At 44.5% G+C, this 24537-nt stretch carries 26 protein-coding genes and 1 other RNA gene; 13 read left to right on the top strand and 14 right to left on the bottom strand.

Going from position 1 to position 24537, the window contains the following annotated elements; all coding sequences use genetic code 11:
* Positions 1-6: 6 nt before the first annotated feature.
* Positions 7-945 carry a hypothetical protein gene (locus TCA2_RS01995; protein ID WP_047909865.1) on the top strand — a complete coding sequence of 313 codons (939 nt, stop codon included), beginning with the start codon at positions 7-9 and terminating at the stop codon, positions 943-945.
* Between the two features lie 127 nt (positions 946-1072).
* Here TCA2_RS01995 and TCA2_RS01990 read toward each other — a convergent pair whose 3' ends face one another.
* The 4 genes from TCA2_RS01990 to TCA2_RS01975 all read right to left on the bottom strand — a co-directional run bounded on the left by TCA2_RS01990 (position 1073) and on the right by TCA2_RS01975 (position 4648).
* A complete protein-coding gene (locus TCA2_RS01990) occupies positions 1073-2110 on the bottom strand; it encodes a M42 family metallopeptidase (protein WP_047909864.1) in 1038 nt (345 codons plus the stop codon).
* 77 nt (positions 2111-2187) lie between these two features.
* Complete coding sequence (gene pepF / locus TCA2_RS01985) at positions 2188-3978, bottom strand: oligoendopeptidase F (protein WP_047909863.1); 1791 nt, start codon at positions 3976-3978, stop codon at positions 2188-2190.
* A 247-nt stretch (positions 3979-4225) separates the two neighbouring features.
* Positions 4226-4408: a hypothetical protein gene (locus TCA2_RS01980; protein ID WP_052511674.1), complete on the bottom strand. Its 183-nt coding sequence runs from the start codon at positions 4406-4408 to the stop codon at positions 4226-4228.
* A 6-nt stretch (positions 4409-4414) separates the two neighbouring features.
* Complete coding sequence (locus TCA2_RS01975; RefSeq protein ID WP_047909862.1) at positions 4415-4648, bottom strand: hypothetical protein; 234 nt, start codon at positions 4646-4648, stop codon at positions 4415-4417.
* 163 nt (positions 4649-4811) lie between these two features.
* Here TCA2_RS01975 and TCA2_RS01970 point away from each other — a divergent pair, with 163 nt between their 5' ends.
* The gene (locus tag TCA2_RS01970; protein WP_047909861.1) at positions 4812-5009 is read left to right on the top strand and encodes a cold shock domain-containing protein; all 198 of its coding nucleotides are present in this window, start codon (positions 4812-4814) and stop codon (positions 5007-5009) included.
* 137 nt (positions 5010-5146) lie between these two features.
* On the opposite strand, the gene TCA2_RS01965 is transcribed toward TCA2_RS01970, so the two are convergent.
* Complete coding sequence (locus tag TCA2_RS01965; protein ID WP_047909860.1) at positions 5147-6484, bottom strand: multi antimicrobial extrusion protein MatE; 1338 nt, start codon at positions 6482-6484, stop codon at positions 5147-5149.
* A gap of 340 nt (positions 6485-6824) precedes the next feature.
* On the opposite strand from TCA2_RS01965, the gene TCA2_RS01960 reads away from it, so the two are divergent.
* Together TCA2_RS01960 and pfkA are read left to right on the top strand one after the other, a co-directional pair.
* Positions 6825-7853: a tetraprenyl-beta-curcumene synthase family protein gene (locus tag TCA2_RS01960; protein ID WP_047910220.1), complete on the top strand. Its 1029-nt coding sequence runs from the start codon at positions 6825-6827 to the stop codon at positions 7851-7853.
* A 23-nt stretch (positions 7854-7876) separates the two neighbouring features.
* The gene (pfkA, locus tag TCA2_RS01955) at positions 7877-8848 is read left to right on the top strand and encodes a 6-phosphofructokinase (RefSeq protein ID WP_047909859.1); all 972 of its coding nucleotides are present in this window, start codon (positions 7877-7879) and stop codon (positions 8846-8848) included.
* A 77-nt stretch (positions 8849-8925) separates the two neighbouring features.
* Here the strand turns inward: pfkA and TCA2_RS01950 are convergent, their stop codons facing one another.
* From TCA2_RS01950 to TCA2_RS01940, 3 genes are all read right to left on the bottom strand, one after another.
* Positions 8926-10284 carry an MATE family efflux transporter gene (locus TCA2_RS01950; RefSeq protein ID WP_047909858.1) on the bottom strand — a complete coding sequence of 453 codons (1359 nt, stop codon included), beginning with the start codon at positions 10282-10284 and terminating at the stop codon, positions 8926-8928.
* 171 nt (positions 10285-10455) lie between these two features.
* On the bottom strand, positions 10456-10644 hold the full coding sequence (locus TCA2_RS01945) for a hypothetical protein (RefSeq protein WP_170862358.1): 189 nt from the start codon (positions 10642-10644) through the stop codon (positions 10456-10458).
* 186 nt (positions 10645-10830) lie between these two features.
* On the bottom strand, positions 10831-11652 hold the full coding sequence (locus TCA2_RS01940; RefSeq protein WP_193745971.1) for a YitT family protein: 822 nt from the start codon (positions 11650-11652) through the stop codon (positions 10831-10833).
* 319 nt (positions 11653-11971) lie between these two features.
* Here TCA2_RS01940 and TCA2_RS01935 point away from each other — a divergent pair, with 319 nt between their 5' ends.
* Positions 11972-13561 (top strand): DEAD/DEAH box helicase, encoded by a 1590-nt coding sequence (locus TCA2_RS01935; protein ID WP_047909855.1) that lies wholly within the window; start codon positions 11972-11974, stop codon positions 13559-13561.
* 58 nt (positions 13562-13619) lie between these two features.
* Here the strand turns inward: TCA2_RS01935 and TCA2_RS27065 are convergent, their stop codons facing one another.
* Positions 13620-13757: a hypothetical protein gene (locus TCA2_RS27065; RefSeq protein WP_177178626.1), complete on the bottom strand. Its 138-nt coding sequence runs from the start codon at positions 13755-13757 to the stop codon at positions 13620-13622.
* A gap of 300 nt (positions 13758-14057) precedes the next feature.
* Between TCA2_RS27065 and TCA2_RS01930 the strand changes: the two genes are divergently transcribed.
* From TCA2_RS01930 to TCA2_RS01925, 3 genes are all read left to right on the top strand, one after another.
* Positions 14058-14846 (top strand): YesL family protein, encoded by a 789-nt coding sequence (locus TCA2_RS01930; protein WP_047909854.1) that lies wholly within the window; start codon positions 14058-14060, stop codon positions 14844-14846.
* Between the two features lie 126 nt (positions 14847-14972).
* Positions 14973-15162, top strand: a non-coding RNA gene (gene ssrS / locus TCA2_RS26470) — 6S RNA.
* Positions 15163-15353: 191 nt separating this feature from the next.
* Positions 15354-15749, top strand: a complete 396-nt coding sequence (locus tag TCA2_RS01925) for a DUF1499 domain-containing protein (RefSeq protein ID WP_047909853.1) — start codon at positions 15354-15356, stop codon at positions 15747-15749.
* 83 nt (positions 15750-15832) lie between these two features.
* On the opposite strand, the gene tpx is transcribed toward TCA2_RS01925, so the two are convergent.
* A complete protein-coding gene (gene tpx / locus TCA2_RS01920) occupies positions 15833-16351 on the bottom strand; it encodes a thiol peroxidase (RefSeq protein WP_047909852.1) in 519 nt (172 codons plus the stop codon).
* Between the two features lie 99 nt (positions 16352-16450).
* Here tpx and TCA2_RS01915 point away from each other — a divergent pair, with 99 nt between their 5' ends.
* Positions 16451-17065 carry a rhomboid family intramembrane serine protease gene (locus tag TCA2_RS01915; protein ID WP_047910219.1) on the top strand — a complete coding sequence of 205 codons (615 nt, stop codon included), beginning with the start codon at positions 16451-16453 and terminating at the stop codon, positions 17063-17065.
* A gap of 92 nt (positions 17066-17157) precedes the next feature.
* Positions 17158-18069, top strand: a complete 912-nt coding sequence (locus tag TCA2_RS01910; protein ID WP_047909851.1) for a LysR family transcriptional regulator — start codon at positions 17158-17160, stop codon at positions 18067-18069.
* A 24-nt stretch (positions 18070-18093) separates the two neighbouring features.
* On the opposite strand, the gene TCA2_RS01905 is transcribed toward TCA2_RS01910, so the two are convergent.
* Together TCA2_RS01905 and TCA2_RS01900 are read right to left on the bottom strand one after the other, a co-directional pair.
* Positions 18094-18762, bottom strand: a complete 669-nt coding sequence (locus tag TCA2_RS01905; protein ID WP_370510307.1) for a zinc metallopeptidase — start codon at positions 18760-18762, stop codon at positions 18094-18096.
* Positions 18763-18797: 35 nt separating this feature from the next.
* Positions 18798-19226 carry a MerR family transcriptional regulator gene (locus tag TCA2_RS01900; protein WP_047909849.1) on the bottom strand — a complete coding sequence of 143 codons (429 nt, stop codon included), beginning with the start codon at positions 19224-19226 and terminating at the stop codon, positions 18798-18800.
* Positions 19227-19646: 420 nt separating this feature from the next.
* Here TCA2_RS01900 and TCA2_RS01895 point away from each other — a divergent pair, with 420 nt between their 5' ends.
* Together TCA2_RS01895 and TCA2_RS01890 are read left to right on the top strand one after the other, a co-directional pair.
* A complete protein-coding gene (locus TCA2_RS01895) occupies positions 19647-20732 on the top strand; it encodes a DUF294 nucleotidyltransferase-like domain-containing protein (protein WP_047909848.1) in 1086 nt (361 codons plus the stop codon).
* Complete coding sequence (locus TCA2_RS01890; RefSeq protein WP_047909847.1) at positions 20729-21466, top strand: exonuclease domain-containing protein; 738 nt, start codon at positions 20729-20731, stop codon at positions 21464-21466. Before TCA2_RS01895 ends, TCA2_RS01890 begins: the two co-directional genes overlap by 4 nt.
* Here the strand turns inward: TCA2_RS01890 and TCA2_RS01885 are convergent.
* Positions 21452-21877, bottom strand: coding sequence for a Mov34/MPN/PAD-1 family protein (locus TCA2_RS01885; protein WP_052511672.1), 426 nt, complete (start codon positions 21875-21877; stop codon positions 21452-21454). The two genes, TCA2_RS01890 and TCA2_RS01885, sit on opposite strands and share 15 nt — an antisense overlap.
* Before the next feature lie 231 nt (positions 21878-22108).
* On the opposite strand from TCA2_RS01885, the gene TCA2_RS01880 reads away from it, so the two are divergent.
* Complete coding sequence (locus TCA2_RS01880; protein WP_047909846.1) at positions 22109-22669, top strand: TlpA disulfide reductase family protein; 561 nt, start codon at positions 22109-22111, stop codon at positions 22667-22669.
* Between the two features lie 62 nt (positions 22670-22731).
* Here the strand turns inward: TCA2_RS01880 and cimA are convergent, their stop codons facing one another.
* Positions 22732-24348, bottom strand: a complete 1617-nt coding sequence (cimA, locus tag TCA2_RS01875; protein ID WP_047909845.1) for a citramalate synthase — start codon at positions 24346-24348, stop codon at positions 22732-22734.
* Positions 24349-24537: the final 189 nt, after the last annotated feature.

The following is a 24537-nucleotide window of genomic DNA, read 5'->3' as shown; positions in this document are numbered from 1 at the left end:
GAGTCTATGTATCAGGAAGTGAATGAGCGACTGGCATTTCTGAAGGAAAAGGGAAGGCTCTTGTCTAAATGGAACTCCAGGCTTGACCATTTGAGAGAACTTGAGCAGCAAAAAGAAGAGCTGGTGGCAGAACGCAAAACGCATCTGGCTGAAGAACAAAAGGATGTGGATGCGCTGACACGCACTTCCATTGCTTCTGTATTCTACAGCATCGTTGGTAAAAAAGAGCAAAGGCTGGAAAAGGAAGAGGCTGAGCTTCTTGAGAGCAAAGGTCTGTATGACGAAGCGGTTCATGCCTTGAACGACATTCGTCAGCAAATGAAAGGCGTAGACGAAGAGCTGGCCGCATTGTCAGAATGGCAGAACTGGGAGCGGGAATATGAGCAGCTAATGAGAGAGAAGCAGGATACCCTGCTGGATTCCTCTCCATTCATTCTAACCTCGCTAGAGCACGAAGCTAAGCTGAAGGGCCAGATCAAAGAGGTTGATGAAGCAGAGAGGGCAGGACATAGAGTGCTGCATAGTCTTCATGAGGCTGAGGAAGCACTGCGTTCCGCAGGAAATTGGGGAACCTATGATATGCTCGGCGGGGGAGCAATCTCGACTTATATTAAGCATAGTCGTGTGGATGATGCTGAATCTCATGTGCATTCTGCACAATATCATTTGCGTGAGTTTCAGGAAGAGCTGAGAGATGTAGATCTATCCATTCAAGGTCAGTTAAAGATTGACGGTATGCTGAGCTTTGCTGATTATTTTCTGGATGGCTTCTTCACGGATTGGCTGGTACAAAATAAAATTAATGAAGGTAAAGAGCAGGTTGGCCGTGGTGTGGCGGAGGTTGAACGTGTCCTGTCGTCTCTATCGTCCACAAGAGACAGTCTTAAGCTTGAGCTTGATAAGTTACAGCAGGAGCGAAGAAGCTTTGTAGAAGAGGCTGAATAGAAGGCAGCTGCTGGTGATGAGCCGTTTAGTTATATGAAGAAGGACTCGCCGTTATAGACCCAAGACAGGTCTATCGGCGAGTCCTTTTATTTTTACAAATCAATCTATAGGTGCTGGTCTAACGAAATTAGCTGGTAATGTAGGCTCCAAGCAATCGGGCCGTATTGAGAACAGCCTGTTTGTGTGTTCTCTCCATCGCATGGGAAGCATGTACTCCTGGACCAACGAGAGCTGCTCGAATATTGTTGCCTCCGCGCAGTGCAGCAGACGCATCGGAACCATAGTGAGGATAAATATCCACTGCATATGGGATGTCGGCACTCTTAGCCAGCTCGATCAGACGAGTTGTCATTTCATAATCATAAGGACCGGAGGAGTCCTTCGCACAGATGGATACATCGGTCTCCTTACAGCTTAGATCGTCACCCATGGCACCCATGTCAACCGCGATCATCTCATCGATATCCGAAGGGATATAAGCCGTTCCATGTCCGACTTCTTCGTAGTTACTGATCAGCAGCTTGACCTGATGCCTTGGCTTCCAGCCGTCACGCTGTGCCGATTCCAGAAGGGCGAACAAGGCTGCGATGCTGGCTTTATCATCGAGATGCCGGGATTTGATATAACCGCTGGTAGTGAATTCTGCACGAGGATTAAACGAGATGAAATCACCTACTGCAATACCGAGCCCAAGAACATCCTGTTTGTTCTCGACCCGCTCATCGATCCGAACTTCCATTACGCTCTCTTCACGTTTGAAATCTCTTGCTCCACTGTACACGTGTACGGAGGGCTGTGTAGACATAATCGTACCGGTGTATACCTTGCCACTGCGAGTATGGATCTGGCAGTATTCATTCTCGATGGATTGCATCATGAAGCCTCCAATTGAAGTCAGCTTCAATGTGCCGTGATTTGTGACCGAGCGGACCATGGCGCCTAGCGTGTCTACATGTGCACTTAGCGCAATGGTACGACTGTTATCTTCGCCTGGCATGGAGATGATGAGTCCTCCCTTGGCATTCCGTTCATAAGCGGCATCAAGACTTTTGGCTTCGGCTTCAATTAGCTCCATGATGTGGTGAGTATAGCCGCTTGGACTAGGTGTCTCCAGCAGCTTTTTTAACAAGTCCATTGAGTATTGCTCATTTATTTGAATCGTCATCGTCCGAGATCTCTCCTTCATGTTTACATAATCAAATCCCTTGCCGATATTGGCAAGGGATCATTGAAATTGAAGCTTTATTTAGTAAGCTGCTCCATTTGCGATATAACATCTTCGAACACAGCCATAGCTTCACGGATCGGCTCTGGAGAGGACATATCCACCCCGGCCTTCTCCAGAATATTGATCGAATAGTCACTGCCGCCGCTCTTCAGGAAGCCAAGATAGCGATCAACAGCCGGCTCGCCTTCTTCGAGGATCTGCTTCGCAAAGCTGGTCGCTGCCGAGAAGCCGGTTGCGTATTTATAAACATAGAAGCTGGTATAGAAGTGAGGAATACGAGCCCATTCCATCTCAATATCCTGATCCACAACCATTCCTTCACCATGGTACTTTTTGTTCAGATCATAGTATATTTCAGACAGCAGCTGAGGAGTCAGAGATTCCCCTTGTTCTGCCCGCTCATGAATGATCTTCTCAAATTCCGCAAACATCGTTTGGCGGAACACCGTAGTGCGGAATTGATCCGCATAATAGGTCAGCAGATACAGCTTCTCTTTGGGGTCTGTTGATTTGTTAAGCAGATAATCCATGAGCAAGGCCTCGTTTGTTGTAGAAGCGACCTCTGCAAGGAAGATCGTGTATTGTGCATCTCTGTATTTCAGAGCTTTGTCTGAGAAATACGAGTGGAGCGCATGACCCATCTCATGTGTCAGTGTGAACATGCTGTTCAGATTATCCTTATGGTTCAGCAGCACGTAAGGGTGAGTGCCGTAAGCGCCCCAGCTATATGCACCTGTACGCTTGTTCTCATTCTCGTACACGTCGATCCAGCCATTGTCATAGCCTTCCTGAAGCGCAGTCAAGTACTCTTCACCAAGCGGCTTTAGACTTTCTTTAACTGTCTTCTTGGCTTCATCATATGTGATGTCCATCTTGTATTCCTCTACCAGTGGTGCGAACAGATCATACATATGGAGATCGTCGGTACCCAGCAGCTTTTTGCGCAAATTCATATAACGATGCAGCAAAGGCAGACTTTCATGAATGGTATCGATCAGGTTCGTATACACTTCCTTCGGAATGTTGTCCCCATAGAGAGACATTTCCATGACGGAAGGGTATTTGCGTACTGTGGAATAGAAAATGTTTTTGTTTACATTCGCATTCAGTGTAGCGGCAATCGTATTCTTGTTCTTGGCGTAGGTGTTGTACACAGCCTTGAATGCACGCTCCCGGACTTCCCGATTCGGGCTCTCTAGAAACTGAATGTAGCTGCCGTGAGTGAGATCCACTTCGTTGCCGTTCTCATCCTTGATCTTCGGAAATTTCATATCTGCATTGTTCAGCATACCAAAGATCGTTTGCGGTGCCTGAGACAGATTGCCGACTTGGGCAAGCAGTGCTTCCTCTGTCTTGGAGAGAACATGCGCCTTCTCACGTTTCATTTCCACGAGTGTGAATTTAAATGGCTTGAGCGTTGGACTGGCAATGAGCGCGTCTAGCTTATCCTCAGGCAATGCCAGAATTTCCGGCACGACAAACGATAGGGACTCACTGACCCCAACGCTTAATTTTTTTGCTTTTTGCAGAAGGGATTGGTATGTAGGATCGGCTGTATCTTCATCATGATGCATATGAGCGTAAACGTACAAGCGCTCAGTCTTAAGTGAAATGTCATCCTCCAGCTCAAAGCAGGACTTTATGCTGTTCTCGTTGTCCAGCTTACCTTGATATTCACCAGCCTGCTGAGCCAGCGTTTTGACTTCTTCATATTCCTTGTCCCAGGCAGCTTGACTCTCGAAAATATCACTTAGTTTCCACTGGTTCTCTACAGGTACTTCACTGCGTTTTAACACTTTACTCATATTCATCCTCCTTTGATGATTATACGATAACGACAGTTCAGGTCGGTCAGTCTGTGCATATGCTGAAGCGGTCTGAGACAGGATGCATGCAGCAATGACAGCAATGGAGATGGTTCTTCTCGCATTCACTAGAGCGTATCCTCCTTATAATTAAGGCACTAACGCTTAGTATGACCGACATTATACTGAAATATTTGAAAGGGAGCATTAGTATATGGCTAATACTGAAATTCTAAGGTTCAGATCTTTAGCTCCCGAGTGATACCATGCTGTATAGAATCAGGATAAAAGCGAGCACGACCATGATCAGGGCCGCGATGGCAAGCGGTCGTCGCAGCTTATCGGGTATGCTGTCTCTCTTCGTGATAATGACAAAGCCCAGCAAGAAGGCGGCAACAATAAAAATGACATAGCTCATGCCAACATTCATTTATAGTTACACCTCTTTGAAGGCTTTCATAATCTCGGTCCATTCTTCTTCATTATCTTTATAGTTCTCCTTCGGAAAACGGTTCTCAGCCCATTGCATAAGTGCGGGTCTGCTCATAAAGGTATGAGTCTCCTCGCCCCATTGATCTGAGATTTCACGAAGAACGAGATAACGTCCCTGAACCTCTACAGTCATCATATTCCACTTGTCTTTTTTGTATATTTGATGTTTTTTAATCATGTGCATTTCTCCAATTTGCGGTTTTGGTAAAATGATACCTTACCCTTGATGCCAAAGCAAATTATTTTACGGAAACCGAAAAAGTTTAATTGCAAAGTAAAAATCAATAAAGTATAATGTAGATATTCGCCATAGATGGCGGCATTTTTAGGAGGTTGTTCATTTGAAAGGTACAGTTAAATGGTTTAACGCAGAAAAAGGTTATGGCTTCATTCAAGTAGAAGGCGGAGACGATGTATTCGTTCACTTCTCAGCAATCCAAGGTGACGGTTTCAAAACTTTGGAAGAAGGTCAAGCGGTAGAATTCGAAATCACTGAAGGCAACCGTGGTCCTCAAGCAGCTAACGTAATCAAACTGTAAGAAATTGTTCCGGTTACCGGATTTCTTATACAAGTTTGTATGAAAGCGAAAATTGAGAGCACAGTTCCCCACTTGGGGGACTGTGCTTTTTTGGTGATTTCTGTGATTTTATTCACACAATCTTCACATCTATGTGATTAAGCATCTATGGATTTGTTCGATGATGACTTTGATTGTAAGCTGGGCTCGCGATTCGTTTTGCGTATAACCATCCATACGATCAGCAGCTCTGCAAGCAGGCCGGTAGATTGAGCGACAGCGCCTATAACTCCGTTTAATCCTGGAGAAGCAAGGACGAGGATAACGAGCACAATGGTTGTGCAGATGGCATTGGCTGTCTGGGAGCGGAACATGGTCTTGGTTTGTCCCCGCAGGAGGATGAGTCCATTACTGTAATCGAGGAATGGTGTAATGAGAGTGAACAAAATAAAGGCCTGCAAAGTACGCAAGCTCTCCTCAAGCAGTTCTCCGTGAACATTCATTGCATGTTCAAGAAACCAAGGACCCAGAGGGGTGTAAGCTACCGTCAATGTTAAGAGAAACGGAATGAATCCCATGGTAAGGGCAAACTGATTTACTTTCTTAGGATATTCAGTGTAGAAATTCAGTACGATCTGATGAATATAGGTGAAGAAGCTCAGCATGAGCTGCATGATGCTCCCCGCAATAGCGAATGAGGAGATAGCTAGAGCAATGCCTTCGGTTTTTCCAAGCATGATATTGATGATAGGGCCTATAAACATAGCGACAAGACTGGATAAGAGCAGCGGCTTATAGAAGTAGAATACCTGCCCCTTCGTCTTGATGTGATGCTCTTCTATTTGTTCCGGCATGTGCTGTACTATTTTACGTCCTTCCAGATAGCTGACTGCGGCTTCGATAAGCATACCTGCTGCAAAAATAATCGCACCCACCGTACCGCTGGTTACGGAATCACTCCATATAAAGTACAGAGATAATGAATACATGCCAGCCAGCCGAATTATCATTCCGATCGTCAGCCATTTGGTCTTGTTGTTTGTAATAATAACGCCCTGATAGATATTGCGTATGACAGAGAAGATGCTGACAAACATAAGAATTTGATAGACCTGGATAACCGGTTTAAGCAAAGTTTCATCCACACCGAACAAGTACTTAAAGATCGATGTCCCAATAGGGGTGTATACGATGGCTCCGCCGAGCAGCAGCACAGCTGCAAGAAAGATTTTGGTCACATAAATGAGGGCTTGAAAAGAAAGCCGGTCCCTGACCAGAGCAGAGCATGTTTGGCGCAATAGGGTAGAGGGCCGTTCGGTAACTGCGAGCAGGCTTCCTGCCAGTGCATAACTTGCGATGACGACCTCGGCTTGGTCGGATCTCGCTAGTGTGCTGTTAATAATGACATGAGAGATGGTCACAAGAGAGGCAGATATGCCTAGAGGGATGAAGAAAGTGAGCAGTCTTCTCCACGACAGAGGTTCATCAGATGACATGAGGTGTAAACTCCTTTTTACATTGAAATATGGAAATTATATCATAAATAGTCACCGCAACAACCTTATTTTGCCGAGTTCCTGATGAATAAGTTATACGCTTTCATATATAGCTTAGGGAGTGGTATGGATTTTGAGACCTATTGTTTCTAAAAAATGTATTCGCTTTATATGGTAATATGGACTTTTTCCTATCGTTTATTTGTACAAATTCACATGTCATATTATAATAATAGTGGTTTGAACAGGTATGAATATGTAGATAACATAGTGGAGGCACCGTTATTTGATTAAACAAAAACAACATAATCGCAATGTTCCACGGGGGCCCATCGGATTGATGAATCGGGTGTATAAATATATACTGCCTGAAGCAAGAAAAGAGCTTAAACTAATAAAGACGAGAGCAGAACAAATTCCTGACCAGGAGCTTAGAACCCAGGCGCTTGCCAGCATAGCAAGCAAACAGTTCCACTGTGAGGGCGGCTCCATTTATGCAGCTGTTAACTTGCCGATGCGGAATGTGCTCATTCCTCTTATTGTTTCTTATCAGACGATTAGTGACTACCTGGACAACTTATGTGATCGGAGCACTTCCATGGATGAAGGAGACTTCAGGCTGTTACATAAATCAATGCTTGATGCAGTGAATCCTCAAGCAGAGCTGTCGAACTATTACGCTCTGCGTGAGGAACAGGAAGATGAAGGATATTTGCATAGCCTGGTACTTACCTGCCAATCCTGCATAAAGAAGCTGCCAGGCTACGATCAGGCACAATCGTATGTAACGGACCTAGCCGGTCTGTATGTCGATCTGCAGGTGTACAAGCACATTCATCCCGAGCTTCGCGAGAAAGCGCTGCTTGAATGGTGGGAGCTTCACAAGCACCGCACACCTGAGCTGAACTGGAATGAATTCGCAGCAGCTACGGGTTCCACACTGGGAGTATTCATGCTATTCCTTGCTGCTTCAGACCCGCATCTTGATGATGATGGAGCTTCCTCCATACATGCTTCTTATTTTCCGCATGTGACGGGACTGCACATCATGCTGGATTATTTGATTGATCAGGAAGAAGACAGGCAGGGCGGTGATTTGAACTTTTGTAATTATTACGAAAGTGAGAATGAGATGATGGAGCGTTTTGCCTATATCGTGGATAAGGCGCAGGAGGATGTTTCAGTTATCCCTGCAAGTTCTTTTCATCGAATGATCATAGAAGGGCTGCTGGCCCTGTACTTATCTGATCCTAAAGTCAGTGAGCAGCAGGAAGTTCGTTCCGTATCCAAAAGATTGCTGAAGAACAGCCCTGTCACAAGGCGCTTTTTTCTAGCCAATTCCAAATGGATTCGTAAACATATGTATTGAGAATTAAGAGGAGGAAGTCATCAATGACAGCAGTCAAAAGAATCGCAGTATTGACAAGTGGAGGAGACTCGCAAGGGATGAACGCGGCCGTTCGTGCTGTTGTTCGCAGCGGTCTGTATTTCGGTTTGGAGGTTTTTGGTGTCCAGCGTGGTTATCAGGGCCTGCTGAACAATGACATTTTCCCGATGGATCTGCGCAGTGTAGGGGATATCATCCAGCGTGGGGGAACCGTTCTTCAATCCGCTCGCTGCAAGGAGTTTATGACGCTTGAAGGGCAGCAGAAGGGTGCGGATGTTTTGCGCTCGCGCGGTATTGACGGTCTCGTAGTAATCGGTGGTGACGGCTCTTATCAAGGTGCTAACAAGCTGAGTAAGCTGGGTATCAAAACAATGGGGCTGCCAGGTACGATCGACAATGATATCTCGTTTACTGACTACACGATTGGTTTCGATACAGCCGTCAGCGTTGTAGTAGATGCAGTGAACAAGCTGCGTGATACGATGACTTCTCATGAACGCTCCTCCATTGTTGAGGTTATGGGACGTCATTGCGGTGATATTGCGCTGCATGCAGGACTTGCTTCGGGTGCGGAAACCATCCTAGTACCTGAAGTTCCATTCGATATGGATGAGGTTGCTCAGCGTATGCAATCGAATTTTGAGCACGGCAAGCGCCACAGTATCATTATCGTTGCTGAGGGTGTGGGTAAGGGTGAGGATGTGGCCAAAGAGATTATGGCTCGCTGCCCATCTTACGAGCCGCGTGTTACGGTGCTTGGACACATTCAGCGCGGTGGTACGCCGACGCCGTTTGACCGCAACCTTGCAAGCAAATTAGGTGACTTTGCTGTACGCAAGCTGATTGAGGGAGAATCGGACAAAGCTTGTGGTATTATTAATAATCAATTGACGCTTACGGATATTGACCTTGTTGTCAATACGAAGAGCTCTATTGATATGGATATGTATGAGCTAGCGATTCGTCTTTCTCAATAACACATCAATAAAAAAGCTGATTCGAACTACCTCCACAGGTATCAACGAGTCAGCTTTTTTTGATATAAAATTCAAATTTAATGATTCGACGGTGTGCTGAACTTACGCTGAACAGCGATCAGTCTCCACATGAGAGCTGCAGCACCTACCGCGAGACCTGTGATTAATCCGATCCAGTAACCGTAAGGGCCTAATTCTGTATAGGTAGCGGTCAAATATCCGACAGGCAGTCCGATCAGCCAGTAAGCGACTAGTGTTATAAAAAATGCAGGATTAACATCCTTATATCCACGTAAAGCGCCTTGCACCGGCGTCGCCACGGCATCCGATATTTGAAAGAAGATGGCATAAACGAGAAAATGCTGTATTAGTTCAATGACAGTTCGATCGGTAGAATAAATCCCAGCCACTTGTTCGCCAAATACGATTAGAATGACCGCTGTAATGAGTGAGAGTAATACAGCTGATCCGATTCCGATATTGCTGTATGTTCTCGCATCCTTTGCCCGCTGTGCCCCGACTTCATATCCGACAAGTATCGTTAAAGCCATGCTGATGCTCAGGGGGAGCATATATAAGGTTGAGGCGAAATTCAAGGCAGCCTGATGCGCCGCGATCGTATTCGTATCAAATCTGCTCATAAGCAGTGTAACAGCAGAGAAGATTGAAGTTTCAAAAAAGATGGCAAACCCAATGGGTACTCCAATCTGCGTTAATTCTTTCCACTTTTGAATTGAAATCTTGTGTCGTTCACGAAAGATGCCATATTGAGCAAACGGCTCAACCCGATGGACAAAAAAGATAGCAATGATAAAAATAAACCAATACGTGACTGCCGAGGCAATACCCGCACCAATCCCTCCCAACTGAGGAAGACCTAAATTTCCAAAGATGAGCAAATAGTTTAGCAAAATGTTAACGGGTAAGGAGATTAGGGTAATCATCATTGTAATTCGAGTTTGTCCCAAAGCATCCATGTAATTACGGAGTACCGAGTACCCGAATAAGGGAACGATACCGAAGGCCATGGCAGACAGATAGTAGAAGGCCACCTCCTCGACCCTTTGCTCCAAGTTCATGAACTGAAGAATGGGATTCAGTAGAATCATGCCAGCGGCAATGACCACGATTCCGAGGACTCCGGCAAGATACAGCGCTTGTATGACATTGTACCGGACTTTATTTTTCTCCCCACTCCCAACAAGCTGGGAGACAATCGGGGTGATACCCATTAATATACCGCTGAGGCCTGTTTGAATAGGGATCCACAGACTGCTTCCAATGGCTACGCCGGCCAGATCCACAGGGCTAAAATGTCCGGACATGTTCGTGTCAAAGAACGTCATGGCTGATAAAGAAATTTGGGTGATAAGTATCGGAAGCAATATGACGAAGAATTGTTTCCACTTTTGAGCGTTGTTAAGTGTCTGATTCATATGCTGATCTCCAAGCGATGAATTATATTTTACTGATGGCACAAAAAAATATTTTAAAACATAACGATTGATTTGAACAGATTTATTTATGAAGGGTAGAGGGTGAGCATTAAAAAACCGCTCCCCCGGCAGCGATGGCAGCCGAAGAAGCGGTGGTTTTACTTAAAAAGATTATTGAAGATAGGAGTCGTCTTGATGCTCGCAGATGCTGTATTGAATAATTTCCATTGCATCCTCTGCTTCGAGTAATCCGAAACCGTCCCTTAGCACAATGAATGAATTCAGTTCGTTCTGCCGCAGGGTCGGAAGCATTTCCGGATACCATTTCATGACGATTTCTGACAGTTTTACCCTTTCCATTTCCACATTAATCACCCTTTCCCTAACTAAGAATCATTCGAGAAGAATCATTCATTGCCTCGGAAAAGCCAGTTGCCTGTGAAATACCCGGATAAAAAAGGTCCTCATGAGAAGGCTTGCACTTAATAGGAACGACGCACCATTATTATATCACAAAAATAATTAGAATTATACTTGACAAATGATCTAATTTCTTCTGAACGAGCCCATTATTCCTACCGTTTCCACGATGTTGACAAAAGCCTTGGGATCAGTAGCTCTTATGATCTGCTTCACCTCATCGAGCTCGTATTTGGTAGTAACCGTCATGAGCATGTCTTTTTCATGATCCGTAAATGCACCCTGGGTCTTAATCTTGGTGACACCTCTTTGTCTTGGTAACAATTGTTCAAGCATTTTATTTGTCTCATTGGTAACGATAAATAGGGTAACCTTCACATGTCCAATATGAATCAAATCAAGCACCTTACCGGTAATGTAGATGGAGAGCACCGAGATCAGCGCGATATTCCAGTCGTTGTTCAAATAACCGGCGAGCAGAATAATCATTCCGTTCATGACGGCAATGACGGCTCCCACCGGAAAATCACGAAACCTCGTAATTATGGACGCGACGATATCAAGACCGCCGGAAGAGCCGCCGGCACGAAATGCAAGTCCTGTTCCAGCGCCGATAAGTACACCTCCGAACACAGCAGAAGTCAGCTGGTCATGAGCAATTGCAGTCACGGGCAGAACATTCAGCATCCAGGTCGTAGCAATAACGTTTATAATGCTGAAGCTGATAAATCTGCGGCCCAGCAAGAACCACCCTGCAATGAGCAGTGGAATGTTGAATACGAAATACATGACATTAAAGTTAAGCGGAGTAAAATATCCGATGAGCATGGATATACCTGATATTCCTCCGCTAAGCAGCTCATGTGGCAGCAGAAACAGGTTGAATCCTGCTGCAATAATAGCGCCGCCTAGAAATACGATTAGCGATTTTGTAGTTAATTTTAGCACCAATTTCACCTCAGAAGTATCATACTATATTGATTACTGGTAATTGTAAATTGTTTTGTGATATAATATTTTGTGGATGTTCTTGAGTAGATCGCCTTTTTTCGAAAAAAGCATGTTTTGTTTTCAGTAAGTTTCAATAAACATCATATGTAGTTTAGACGATTCGGGAGAGAATCTATTCTCTCTATAGTGAAATTGTGAGATCATGCCATCCCATTTTTATCGTGCATGATGGGACAGCCTATATATTAACGCTACTTAAGAATACAGAGAAATGAAGTGGATAATGTCCACCATAATAGAAGGAGTTTGAATAAATTTGACAACTTTCTCAGAATTTAATCTAGAATCTAAGGTTCTGCAGGCAATTACCGAGCTCGGATTTGAAGAAGCAACGCCAATTCAAGCCAAATCCATTCCCGTTGCACTCACTGGCAGCGACTTGATTGGTCAAGCCCAAACAGGTACAGGTAAAACTGCAGCCTTTGGTATCCCGCTTATCAGCAAAATTTCCAAAACGGATGAGAAGATCCGCGCGCTGATCATGGCGCCAACTCGTGAGCTTGCCATCCAAGTGGCAGAAGAGATTGAGAAGCTATCCCGCTTCAAAGGTATCCGTACACTTCCTATATACGGCGGTCAAGATATCGTTCGTCAGATTCGTGCATTGAAGAAGAAGCCTCAAATTATTATCGGTACACCTGGTCGACTTCTTGACCATATCAACCGCAAAACCATCAAACTTGAAGATGTACAAACTGTCGTGCTTGATGAAGCAGATGAAATGCTGGATATGGGCTTCATGGAAGACATTCAGTCGATCTTGAAGCAAGTTCCAGATGATCGTCAAACGATGCTGTTCTCTGCAACGATGCCTCCTAACATTCAGAAGCTAGCTCAACAATTTTTGCACAATCCAGAACACGTATCTGTTATTCCGAAGCAAGTAAGTGCACCGCTTATTGATCAAGCTTATATCGAAGTACCTGAACGTCAGAAATTTGATGCACTCAGCCGTTTGCTGGATATGGAATCTCCTGAGCTTGCGATCGTATTCGGTCGTACGAAACGCCGTGTTGATGAATTGTCCGAAGCACTGCAAAAACGTGGTTACTCTGCGGATGGACTTCATGGTGACCTGTCTCAGAATCAGCGTGATACCGTAATGCGTAAATTCCGTGATGGAAGTATTGATGTACTCGTTGCAACGGATGTTGCAGCACGTGGTCTAGACGTATCTGGTGTGACTCATGTTGTTAACTTTGACCTTCCGCAGGATCCGGAAAGCTATGTACACCGTATCGGCCGTACAGGTCGTGCAGGTAAAGAAGGTGCGGCGTGGTCCTTTGTAACACCACGTGAGATTGACCACCTGCATTTCATCGAGCGTGTAACACGTCATCGTATTCCACGCAAACCGCTTCCTACACTTGCTGAAGCGATTGAAGGGAAGCAACGTGTAACTGCTGAACGCCTTCTGGAAATTGTACAAGACGGAGAGCTTAACGAATACAAAGGTATCGCTATTCAGCTATTGGAGCAATATGATTCCGTACAGCTCTTGTCCGCAGCGCTGAAACTGCTGACAGGCGACAAGAAGGATGCAGCCATTGAGTTGACTCCTGAGGATCCAATTCGTGCTAAACGCCGTAAGCCAGATGTTCGTTCCAGTGGACGTAAGCCTTCTGGCGGCTATGGTAACCGTAGCGGCGGTGGATACAACAGAGGTGGAAGCGGAAGCGGAAGCGGCAATAAAGGCGGATACGGTAATCGTAGAGATGGCGGAAGAGACGGCGGAAGCGGTGGATACAACCGTGACCGCGATCGCGATCGCAAATCCCGTCCGTACAACAACAATAACGAGAATCGCAGACCCTCAACCCGTCGTGACGACAGCTCGTTTCAATAATTAATAGAGAGACAAGACGAAGCATCTTATGCTTCGTCTTTTTTTCTATTTGTGATTATTAGCAGAAGAAAGTTTTGGAAATGATGACAAGCAGAATGAACAATACGAGAATTGTTCCAAGAGAGAACCAGCCATCGTATCCACAGCCAGTAGAAACACCACCAACCTGACCTCCGCATCCGTATCCATAGGACATTGCAGTCACCTCCTTTATAAAGTGAAGTGGCTCATCGACTACGCAATATCCTATGGTAGAACTGTACCGATTGATTAGACGACTGCCCATGAATTATCAAAATAGGCTGTTATCTTGATCTTCTGTTAATAGAAGTGTATTTAAGCCGAGATTTCCGCGTTGGTCTAGCTTTTGCGTACGGTTATGCTGTATAGTTATAGGTAGGTTAAGTTAATGTGAATTAGCGAGAGATTATCACCTAAGATGATGCATGCAGGCGAGAGAATGAGCCTCGCGTATGTGTTAAGGAGGAGACGTGTTTTGGAATTTAAAGGAGCTATGGGTGGTATATATCGCCTGACGGAGTGGATAACAAGATTCGCAGCATCGAACCTATTGTGGGTACTGTGTGCCTCGCCATTTTTCTTCTTTTTGGTGATTAAGGTTCTTGTTATGGGTCAAGGAATGACGAATGAATCCATTCAAATGAACTGGGCATTGGGTATTGTGGCACCGTTTACATTTTTCCCTGCAACATCTGCGCTGTTTAATGTAGTTCGTAAATGGGTCATGGGTGATACAGATGTACCAATTATGAGAACATTTTTTACAGGATATAAGGAAAACTACAAGCAAAGCATGATCGGCGGTGTTTTCTATACACTGCTGGTGGTCATTATGTATTTGGATTATACGGTTTATATGACCCAATTCCAGAACCTCCAGTTAATCGGAATAATTATGCTGATTCTGCTGCTTCTGCTATGTGTGTCGATGTTCAACTTTTTCTCGATGGTAGTACATTATCATATGTCCATTGGAATGATCATTAAAAATGCCGTACTGATTACATTGATTCGGCCGTTCCGTGTGTTTTCATCACTGCTCGGTGCCGGACTATTATGCTACATCGGCATGCAGTACCCTGCATTGTTCTTTTTCTTTATTGGAAGCCTGATCGCATGGTTTGCCTTCTTTAACTTCTATGCTACGTTCACTAAGATGCAGGAGCAGGCTGAGAAGCTGCAGGCCAGCCGTGAGGAAGAAGGCGAGTCACAGGAGAGTGATTCGTTAGAGACGGACTCCAGGCCACAGGACAATACAAAATAAACAGCATTGCAAAGACTTGTTTATAGCTGAGCTGCTTAGAAGGATAAATGATTTTATCCTTAGCAAGAATTTTAGCAATTGCTGATCATACATTTACTTTTTTGTAGAATAGCGATATAATGTTTCTACATCCTGCGATGTTCGTTTCGGTTATTCGTTGTTTTGAACCAATGACTATGTCTCGGGAGATCAATACGAAATGCAGCTGACCTGCCCTGTCTATATGACATGGGGACTTCATAACCATTTCTGCGGTCACCCACCTGCTACAGCAGGTTCAGAAGACAATATAATCGGACGGCATTAGCGGGTATCCTTTTTGGATGAATTTTAGAGACATCTCACACGTACTCTACATAAGGGTACATTTGGGGATGTCTTTTTTGTTGTTATAAGTAGTGACGTGTCTCCGAGCGGGAGAGGTAGATTATGTCTTTTGCTAAGGAGTTAACAATGATACACTAAAGAGAGATTATAGGTACGGCTACATACAAAGGAGGAAGGGTCTTGTCACTCAAAAGAACACTAGTCGGCATTGTTCGCAGTATGGAAGGAACAAGTGACCGCGCCAAGGATCCAAAAATGAAGACACGCTATTATAATTTGTCTAAGGATAAGGCATGGGAAGAAATATCATCGCTGATGAAGAAGGTTCCTGGATTTAAAGTTCTTCATGAAGTGCCCTCAGTTGGGGAGATTACTATGGAGAAGCGAACATCGTTTGGACGTACGCTAGATATTACCGTGTCCATTATTCAGGTCACACCTGTTCGAAGCGCCATTGATATTTATTCAGCTTCAAGAGGTTCGATGGGTGATCTGGGGTCCAATTACCGCATTATTCTTCAGTTGTTCGATATCATAGATAAGAAGATCGGCAAACACAAGGTTGTAGGCGAATAAGACCCAAAAAAGCGAGACAAAGGCACGCCTTTTTCTCGCTTTTTGCATGTATTGTGTTGAGCTATCCAGTTCCGCTGCGTTAATTAGAGCAGTTCTTTAACCGCTGCAATGGCTGCTTCGTAATTAGGGTGCTCTGACATTTCGGACAAATATTCCACATAAGTTATTTTGTCGTTTGCATCAATGACAAATATGGAGCGCATGTCGAGCTGGAATTCTTTGATCAGTACGCCATAAGCCTGGCCGAAAGACTTAGACTTATAGTCAGATAAGGTAATGACCTTATCGACGCCTGCTGCACCACACCAGCGCGCTTGAGCAAATGGAAGATCAGCACTAATCGTTAGAACGACAACATTGTCGCCTAGATCAGCCGCCGCTTCGTTAAAACGACGAGTCTGTGTATCGCAGACCCCTGTGTCAAGAGAAGGGACTACGCTGATTAGTTTGATCTTGCCTGCATAGTCTGACAAATGTGCTTCTTCAAGCAGATTTAGATTTAAAGTGAAATCCGGCGCTGGGTCACCAGCCTTAAGTTCCGGGCCGATCAGTGTAATCGGATTGCCTTTAAAAGCTGCTACACCTGTACGTTCTTGAGTCATCTATTATGTACCTCCTTGAGATTGGTGATCTTGGACACTATCTATTATAATCTTTATAGGAAGCTCATGTCCAACACAGGACAATGGAAGGATGAGGCCATGATTTTTTTACGATATGAGAACTGGAAAGGGTATTTGCGATATTACCCAATAACTTCAATACTACTTGCAGCGAATATTATTATGTATGTTGTGCTGTTAATTGACGGTGGGCCGAATGATGCGCTTACTCTTATGAAATATGGTGCGCTGACTAATATTCCACCATGGAATGAAGAGATATGGCGGTTATTTGCTTCGATGTTCCTTCATTCAGGCTTTTCCCATTTGTTGTTTAATTGCTTTGCTCTTCTCGTATTTGCTCCGCCGCTTGAACGGCTTCTTGGCTTTTGGCGGTATGCAATACTATATATCGGAAGTGGTTTGGTAGGAAATATCATTTCACAGGCTTATTATAATAATTTAACGAATCCCACCCTGTCCATTGGGGCATCAGGAGCCATCTACGGAGTATACGGTGCATTTCTCTATATCGTTCTGTTTCAACGTAACCTAATGGATGATGCATCGAGAAAAACGATTTATACCATTCTCGGCTTTGGTATTATCTTTTCACTTGGTGTTGCCAACATCAATATGGCTGCTCATTTGGGCGGACTGATCGGCGGTTTCTTCCTATATGGTCTGATCATCAGACTGTTAAAGCGCCGTTGATTCATTCTGGATGTCATGATACATTAAAGACATGAACTGCTTTCCATGGAATGACTTGGGATTGTTTTAAGCAGATTGGAGCGATTGAACGAGTGGAACTTAGACAGTTGCAATACTTTTTAAAAGTTGCGCAGAAAGAGCATGTAACGCAGGCTGCGGAGGAATTGCATGTGGCACAATCCGCAGTGAGCAGACAAATTCATCATCTAGAGGAAGAACTCGGAATCGACTTGTTCATGCAGAAGGGGCGTAATCTACAGCTAACCCCTGTGGGGCAATTGTTTTGCAAAAGAGTTGAGGGTATTCTGAAAGACCTGGATCGAGCTGTTGGAGAGGTTCATGAGTTTCTTGATCCGGAAAAAGGCGAGATTCGAATCGGGTTCCCGCACAGCCTGGGTATTCATCTGATTCCGACGATCGTTTCAGAGTTCCGTAAACGCTATCCTAACGTTAAGTTTAAATTCAAGCAAGGGATGTTCCCGACTTTAATTAGAGATGTATTATCTGCTGAGGTTGATCTGGCTTTTGTATCCCCGTTTCCAGAGAAGCATGATCAAATTGCAGGGGATATCGTACTGACTGAAGAATTATTTGCCATTTTACCTCAGAATCATCCTCTCGCTACAGAAGAATCAATTACATTAGATCAACTGAGAGATGATAAGTTTATATTGTTCAGTAAAGGCTACTCATTAAGGCCTATCGTATGGCATGCGTGTCTGGAGGCAGGATTTACACCTCGAATCGCGTTTGAAGGTGAAGAGACCGATACCATTCGGGGGCTTGTCGCGGCGGGAATGGGCGTAAGCGTGCTGCCGGAGATGGCTTTGTTTCAGACAAACCCGCTTCAGCCTGCCAGAGTTCGTATCAAGAGTCCAACAGTGACTCGAACGATTGGGCTCATTCATCGTAGCGATGAGAAGCTTCCGCTAGTAGCGCAGTCATTTCGAACGTTCTTGCTCGACTATTTTGGTCTAGACAACAGCAAAACCCCGGTCAAATAATTGACCGGGGTTCTTTGTGCGTTTCTATTCGCGATTGCTCGTAAAAATACCGATGTAGCGAATGAGTTCGAGTAACGAAATCAGTGCAGCTGCTACATAAGTGAGAGCTGCGGAGTTAAGCACTTTACCTACACCGCGTTCTTCTTCGCTTCGTACATAACCTTCTTCGACAATAATGCGCCGAGCCCGGTTACTAGCATTAAATTCGACTGGCAGAGTAACGAGCTGGAAGGCTACAGTTACGGAGAAGAATATAATACCTAGACCAATCAAGTTGAATGCGTTGAAGATAAAGCCTGCCAATAGAAGGAAAGGAGCAATACCGGATGCAAAATTAACGATCGGGAATATCCGGTGACGAAGGACCAGCATCGGATAATGTTCTTTGTGCTGAATTGCGTGTCCTACCTCGTGAGATGCAACAGCTACAGCCGATATGCTTCTCTCATAATATACTGGCTCAGATAACCGGACTACACGATGAATTGGATCATAGTGATCTGATAAGGCTCCTCTTACGGGTTCAATCGGAACATCATGCAAACCGTTCGTATCCAGCATGTGTCTGGCTACATCATAACCTGTCAAACCGGTTGAATTATCTACTTTAGCCCATTTCTTAAATGTCCCTTGAACGCGGAATTGCGCCCAAACCGACAGTATGATGGCTAAGATCAGCAATACAAACATCATACACACCATACCCCCATACTTCTATTAAGATGAAATTACATCATGGAGCTCTCAAGCATAATTTTTAGTGCTTCCATGCAAGCAGCACTCTTGGTAAGAAGAGCAGTGACGACTTTACGCTGCTGAGCGGGCTTCATTTCCTCGAGAAGAGGCTTGAGCTCGTTCATCTCACGTTCAAGCTGCTCTACATGAATCTCCAAGCTGGTAAGCTTGCTGGTTACTTGTTCATTAGCCGAAACGTTACTCCACTTATCTAAAGAAGTCTTGATCTCTTCGAGACTATACTTCTCTAGTTTCATCTGGATAATACGTTCAATTCGGTTTAAGGTTTCACTATTATATAATCTATAATTTTTCTGAGTACGCTGCTCTGGAGTAATTAATCCAAGCTTCGTATAGTAGTCAATTGTACGTTCGCTGACACCGGCAGCCTTTGACAATTCACCGATTCGATACAGCTTCATATCCCCATCCCAAAACACTCACCTTTCCATATAACTCTACATAAACATGATACATGATAACTCTACATAAACATGATACATGATCTAGAACCATACAGTCAAACGTGACGCTTTTCCAGTGAACAACGAGAGCAACACGGGATTCCGGTGGTTATCGTCTTTTAAAAATACTCTTGTCAATGTATGGGTGTTCTTTTATAATTGCAATGGGAATAAATTTTTCATTACATGTTATTAAAATTAACATTGATCTATACATAAACACGTGTTTTCTTGAATTGTATGTCAAGAGTTCCTAGTATCATTAGCAAATATTTAAGCTCAACTCAGTTATATTGTTATCTCAAATACTAATTCGAACGACACCTTTTCGGCCTATCATGGTATGATGAAGAGGAACACGTCTAGGGGGACAGATCTATGGAACCTCTGAAATCTACGGGCAAAGCTTCATTCTCATTGGATGATTTGAAGAAAGTGCATTCTATACCTGCACTGAAACAAGCTCGAATGCAGAAGCAAGAGGAATTGCAAGACCTAGCAGCAACAGTATCTTTGATTGAATGGTATCAGATGGTAAATGATTTGCATGATTGTATTGCTAGACAAGTCATTGAAATATGTGAGAGTGAGATGGAAGCTGAAGGATATGGGCTGCGGCCTGTGCCTTATGCATTTGTTGTATTTGGGAGCTCTGGCAGAGGTGAGGCTACACTGTGGAGTGATCAGGACAATGGCATGATTATTAGCGACTTGCCTCATCCAGGCAAGGAGACTTACTTTCAGGAGCTGGGCAAGAGGGTATCTAATTCACTGGAAGCCGTTGGTTATGCCAAGTGTGAAGGTAAGGTCATGTGCTCGGAGCCTTTATGGAGACGAACGCTTGCCTCATGGAAGCAGCAGCTTGCGGATTGGACAGATGATCTGAAATGGGAGCCTGTTCGATACTTGATCATCGCTGCAGATCTAAGGCATGTAGGTGGAGAGCGTACCTTATCAGAGGATTTTCGCAGTCACTTTAGCCAATTGTTCCAATCTACGCCAGATCTTGCCTCGGCCGTATTGAGAAATACGGTAAAGCACAAGGCAACCCTGAACATCCTGGGGCGCGTGGTAACCGAGAGGTTTGGTGAGCATGCTGGCGGATTCGATATCAAATACGGCATGTATATTCCGCTTGTTAACAGTGCTCGTTATATGGCCTTGCTGAACGGACTAAGGGATACGAACACGATTAAACGTCTTAACAAGCTTGCCAGGCTTGAAGCGGTTCCTCTTCATTCAGTGGATGCATGTGAAGATGCCTTTAAAATTGCTCTGAAGCTGAGGAGAGTTACTGAGGTTGAAGATGAGAATGGTATTATTTCAAGCAGCGGCTACATTGGAGAAGAACAATTAAAACAAAGAACGATTCTGTATGAGCTTAGGGAAGGTTTAAGTACAGTGAAAAAAGTGCACCGTAACCTACAGCGACAGCTTCGATTTGTGGAGAGGAGACGCCCATGAAAGACCCGGTAAGGGGCAATAACGGTTTTTGGAACTCGTTTAGGCAGGGAGGGGTGCCCTCGGCAATCGCTTCTATGCTCGGCGCCCCTACCGCACAGCAGATGGCCTTTTTACGTTCATTGATGCGGGAGAATCGGAAACCAGAAGCGCTCAGAACACCTTTATCCGAGCTGGATGCGGTTGTATTCGATCTGGAGACGACAGGCTTTGCGCCGCAGCATGGAGACGAAATCCTATCCTTTGGTGCAGTTCGGGTAGTAGGCGGTGAGATTATTGAAGATGAGCAGTTCTATACGCTGGTCAAACCCAAAGTCCCTATACCAGAACATATCACCGAATTGACGGGTATTACACCTGATATGACTCGTGATGCTCCGCCAATATTGGAGGGACTTCATGACTTTATGTCCTTTGTAGGTGGACGTGTCTTGGTAGCTCATGCAAGCGCTCATGATAAATCCTTTTTGAATGCGGCATTATGGAAGACCTCCAGAGTGAGACTTAGTCATCGGGTTATTGATACGATGATGCTGGCCAGATGGCTGGAGCCTCAGCGGAATGGATACGGGCTAGATGAATGTCTGGAATCTCGGGGAATTCCCATTCACGGAAGACACCATGCGCTTAAGGATGCCATGATGACGGCACGCTTATGGGGTTGTTATTTGGATGATATCGCTGAGATGGAGGTTCATACCCTATCCGATTTGTATGACCACTTAAGTCATGCTTAGTGAAGATTCAATAAGAGTCAGCCTCTCTCCACTTTTTTGGATCGTGTATCCCTTGAGCTCCATTTGTTTCTTATCATAAGTTAATGAACCAATGAGATAAGTCTTGAGCAAGGCGCCATATTGCTGGAGTGATTCCAGATCGTCAGGCGAAGGATAAGGTGACGAATTAGGATGGCTGTGAAATAAGCCTATCAAATCGGGTGTGCCAAGCACGTGTTTAACCCAGATGCCTGGATCCAGCTCGAAATGGTGTAATGGGTCAGGTGCGGTATTCGGGACCGGGATATATTGAAGCAGGCGGATGACATGATGCTGATCCATATGGCCGAGAAGTATGCCGCAAGCTTCATAAGGATATTTTTCAACCAGATGCCTTTCCAGTGCCGTAAATACTTCTTGTGTAATAATCATCTCTATTCTCCTAATGATTCGACATCATATATATACTTTTTCTGATAAGGCTCCTGAGCAGGAGCTTTTTTTATTTTACATCCATCCTTCTTTTGTCCCTTGGATTGATACAATCTTCAAAAAAAGGGTAGAATGATAAAAATGAACAACCAAAATGTTTAAATATACCCTTAGATGAAGCAGCTCAGGGTATGATTCATTACTTTATAATAAATGAAAAGGGACGGACAAATGAAACGTAATCTATACATTATCATTGGAGTATTGCTGCTCGTTGGCATTGCGATATGGCAAGCCGGCGGAGGGAGAGGACTGAGTCAGCTTCAATCTGTATTTCAGGCAGAGGAGCCAGTGCCAACAGAAGTAGGAGCGAAGGCTGGAATGCTCGCACCTTCTTTTCAATTAAATGGAATGGAAGAAGGTACATATGAAGTAGGCGGGAAGCGTGACAAACCAGTGATGCTGAACTTCTGGGCCTCATGGTGTGAGCCCTGCAAGATGGAGGCGCCTACGCTGAATCATATATCTGAAACTTACAAGGATCAGCTTGATATTTACGGGGTTAATGTTACTAAATATGACACGGAAAAGGATGCAGCTGAATTTGTTGATACCTTTCATGTCAAATTCCCCATCCTGATGGATTCAGATGGCGCGATCTATGATTTGTACAAGGGAATGGCGTTTCCTACCAATGTATTGATTGATGAGAATGGCGTCATTCGAGAGGTTATTCTCGGCATCCTGTCCGAAGAAGAGCTTGAGAATAAAATCAAGGATTTACTGAAGTAATCCTATAGAACATGAACAAAAAGAGGCTGCTGACCATCTCAGCAGCCTTTTTTTCAATCATCTTAATGATTGACCATTCCTTGAGCCAATGTATCTGGTTCTACAATTTCCGAGGGTACTTCGTCCAGGAGCGCATATCTAAAGCTGTCGACGAGTGCTTCCCAGCTGGCTTCGATGACATTCTCCGATACCCCTATTGTATTCCAGCCATCGCTGAAGTTCTTAGATTCAATAAGTACTCTTACTTTGGCTGCCGTCGTATCCTTATCATCAAGCACCCGAACCTTGTAGTCCGACAAATGCATTTCCTGCAGAGAAGGATAGTATGTCACTAGGGCTTTGCGAAGCGCGTTATCCAGTGCATTGACCGGCCCGTTGCCTTCAGCTGCTGTATAATGACTTCGACCGCCGACACTTAATTTAACAAAAGCTTCAGATACAACTGGCTTTCCTGCTGTCTTCTCAACTAGCATTTTGAAGGATTCGAAGGTGAACAGTTCCTTGACTTCTCCATTGGCCTCCCTGATCAGAAGCTCGAGCGATCCGTCTGCCCCTTCAAATTGATAGCCTTGATGCTCCATATCTTTGATTCTGTCAATCACTTGACGGGAGTGGGAGCTGGTAGGATCTAATTCAATGCCGAGCTCCTGGGCTTTGGATATAATATTGCTCTGACCGGCCAGTTCAGATACAAGAATTCGCTGCTTGTTTCCGACCTGCTCTGGGGCAATGTGCTCATAAGTACGAGAATCACGTAAAATGGCGGATACGTGTATGCCTCCTTTGTGAGCAAAAGCTGCACTGCCGACATAAGGCTGATTCACCGGCATATTGACATTGGCGATTTCACTGACATAACGCGAGACATTCGTTAGCTGTGCAAGCTTGTCTTCCTCAATACAATGATAACCTAATTTAAGCTGCAGATTCGGGATCACCGAGCACAAATTGGCATTTCCACAGCGTTCGCCATAACCATTCATCGTTCCCTGAACATGTCTGGCCCCGGCAGAGATGGCGGCTAGTGTGTTGGCAACCGCTAATTCGCAATCATTATGCGTGTGAATGCCAAAGTTCGCTTCAGGAAGGTGAGATACCACCGCTCTTACGATTTCCTGAATTTCATGAGGCATCGTTCCTCCGTTTGTATCGCACATTACAAGCCAATCCGCACCCGCTTCATAGGCTCTTGTCATTACGGAGAGCGTATACTCGGGGTTGTTCTTGTAACCGTCAAAAAAATGCTCGGCGTCAAAAATGACTTCCAAACCGTTTCGTTTCAGATAATGGATCGAATCATAAATCATATCTAGATTCTCTTCCAAAGTCGTCTGCAGCGCCGTATGAACATGAAAATCCCATGACTTGCCGACCAGTGTAGCTGCATCGGCACCAGATTCAATAATTCGGTTCAGGTTAGCATCCGTCTCGGCGTTTCCGCCCTTCCGGCGAGTGCTGCCAAAAGCGACAATCTTCGAGGTTAACCCCAATTGTTGAACACGCTTAAAAAATTCAATATCCTTCGAATTGCTTCCTGGAATTCCGCCTTCAATGTACTCAACGCCCAGATAATCGAGCTTCTTGGCAATGTTCAGCTTATCATCAACCGATAGACTAATTCCCTCCCCTTGCGTACCGTCACGAAGTGTCGTATCGAAGATTGAGATGTTCTTAGACATGTTGATCCCCCTTTGGAAGTCCACTAAAACCGTTTTTAATAATTTATTATAGCAGTTCTCACCTGGAATGTAAGATGGAAATTTGATAATTTATGATTATAAATAATAGAATGAAAAATTGCTGTGTTATTATATAGAATGAGAGGTAGTCTTTTATTATTCTATATAGTAAACAGGAAATTAGAATAA

The sequence above is a fragment of the Paenibacillus sp. TCA20 genome, from assembly GCF_000732325.1.
GTDB lineage: Bacteria > Bacillota > Bacilli > Paenibacillales > Paenibacillaceae > Paenibacillus > Paenibacillus urinalis.
The sequence above is the reverse complement of the archived record's forward strand: the minus strand, read 5'-3'. Positions and strand labels throughout refer to the sequence as shown.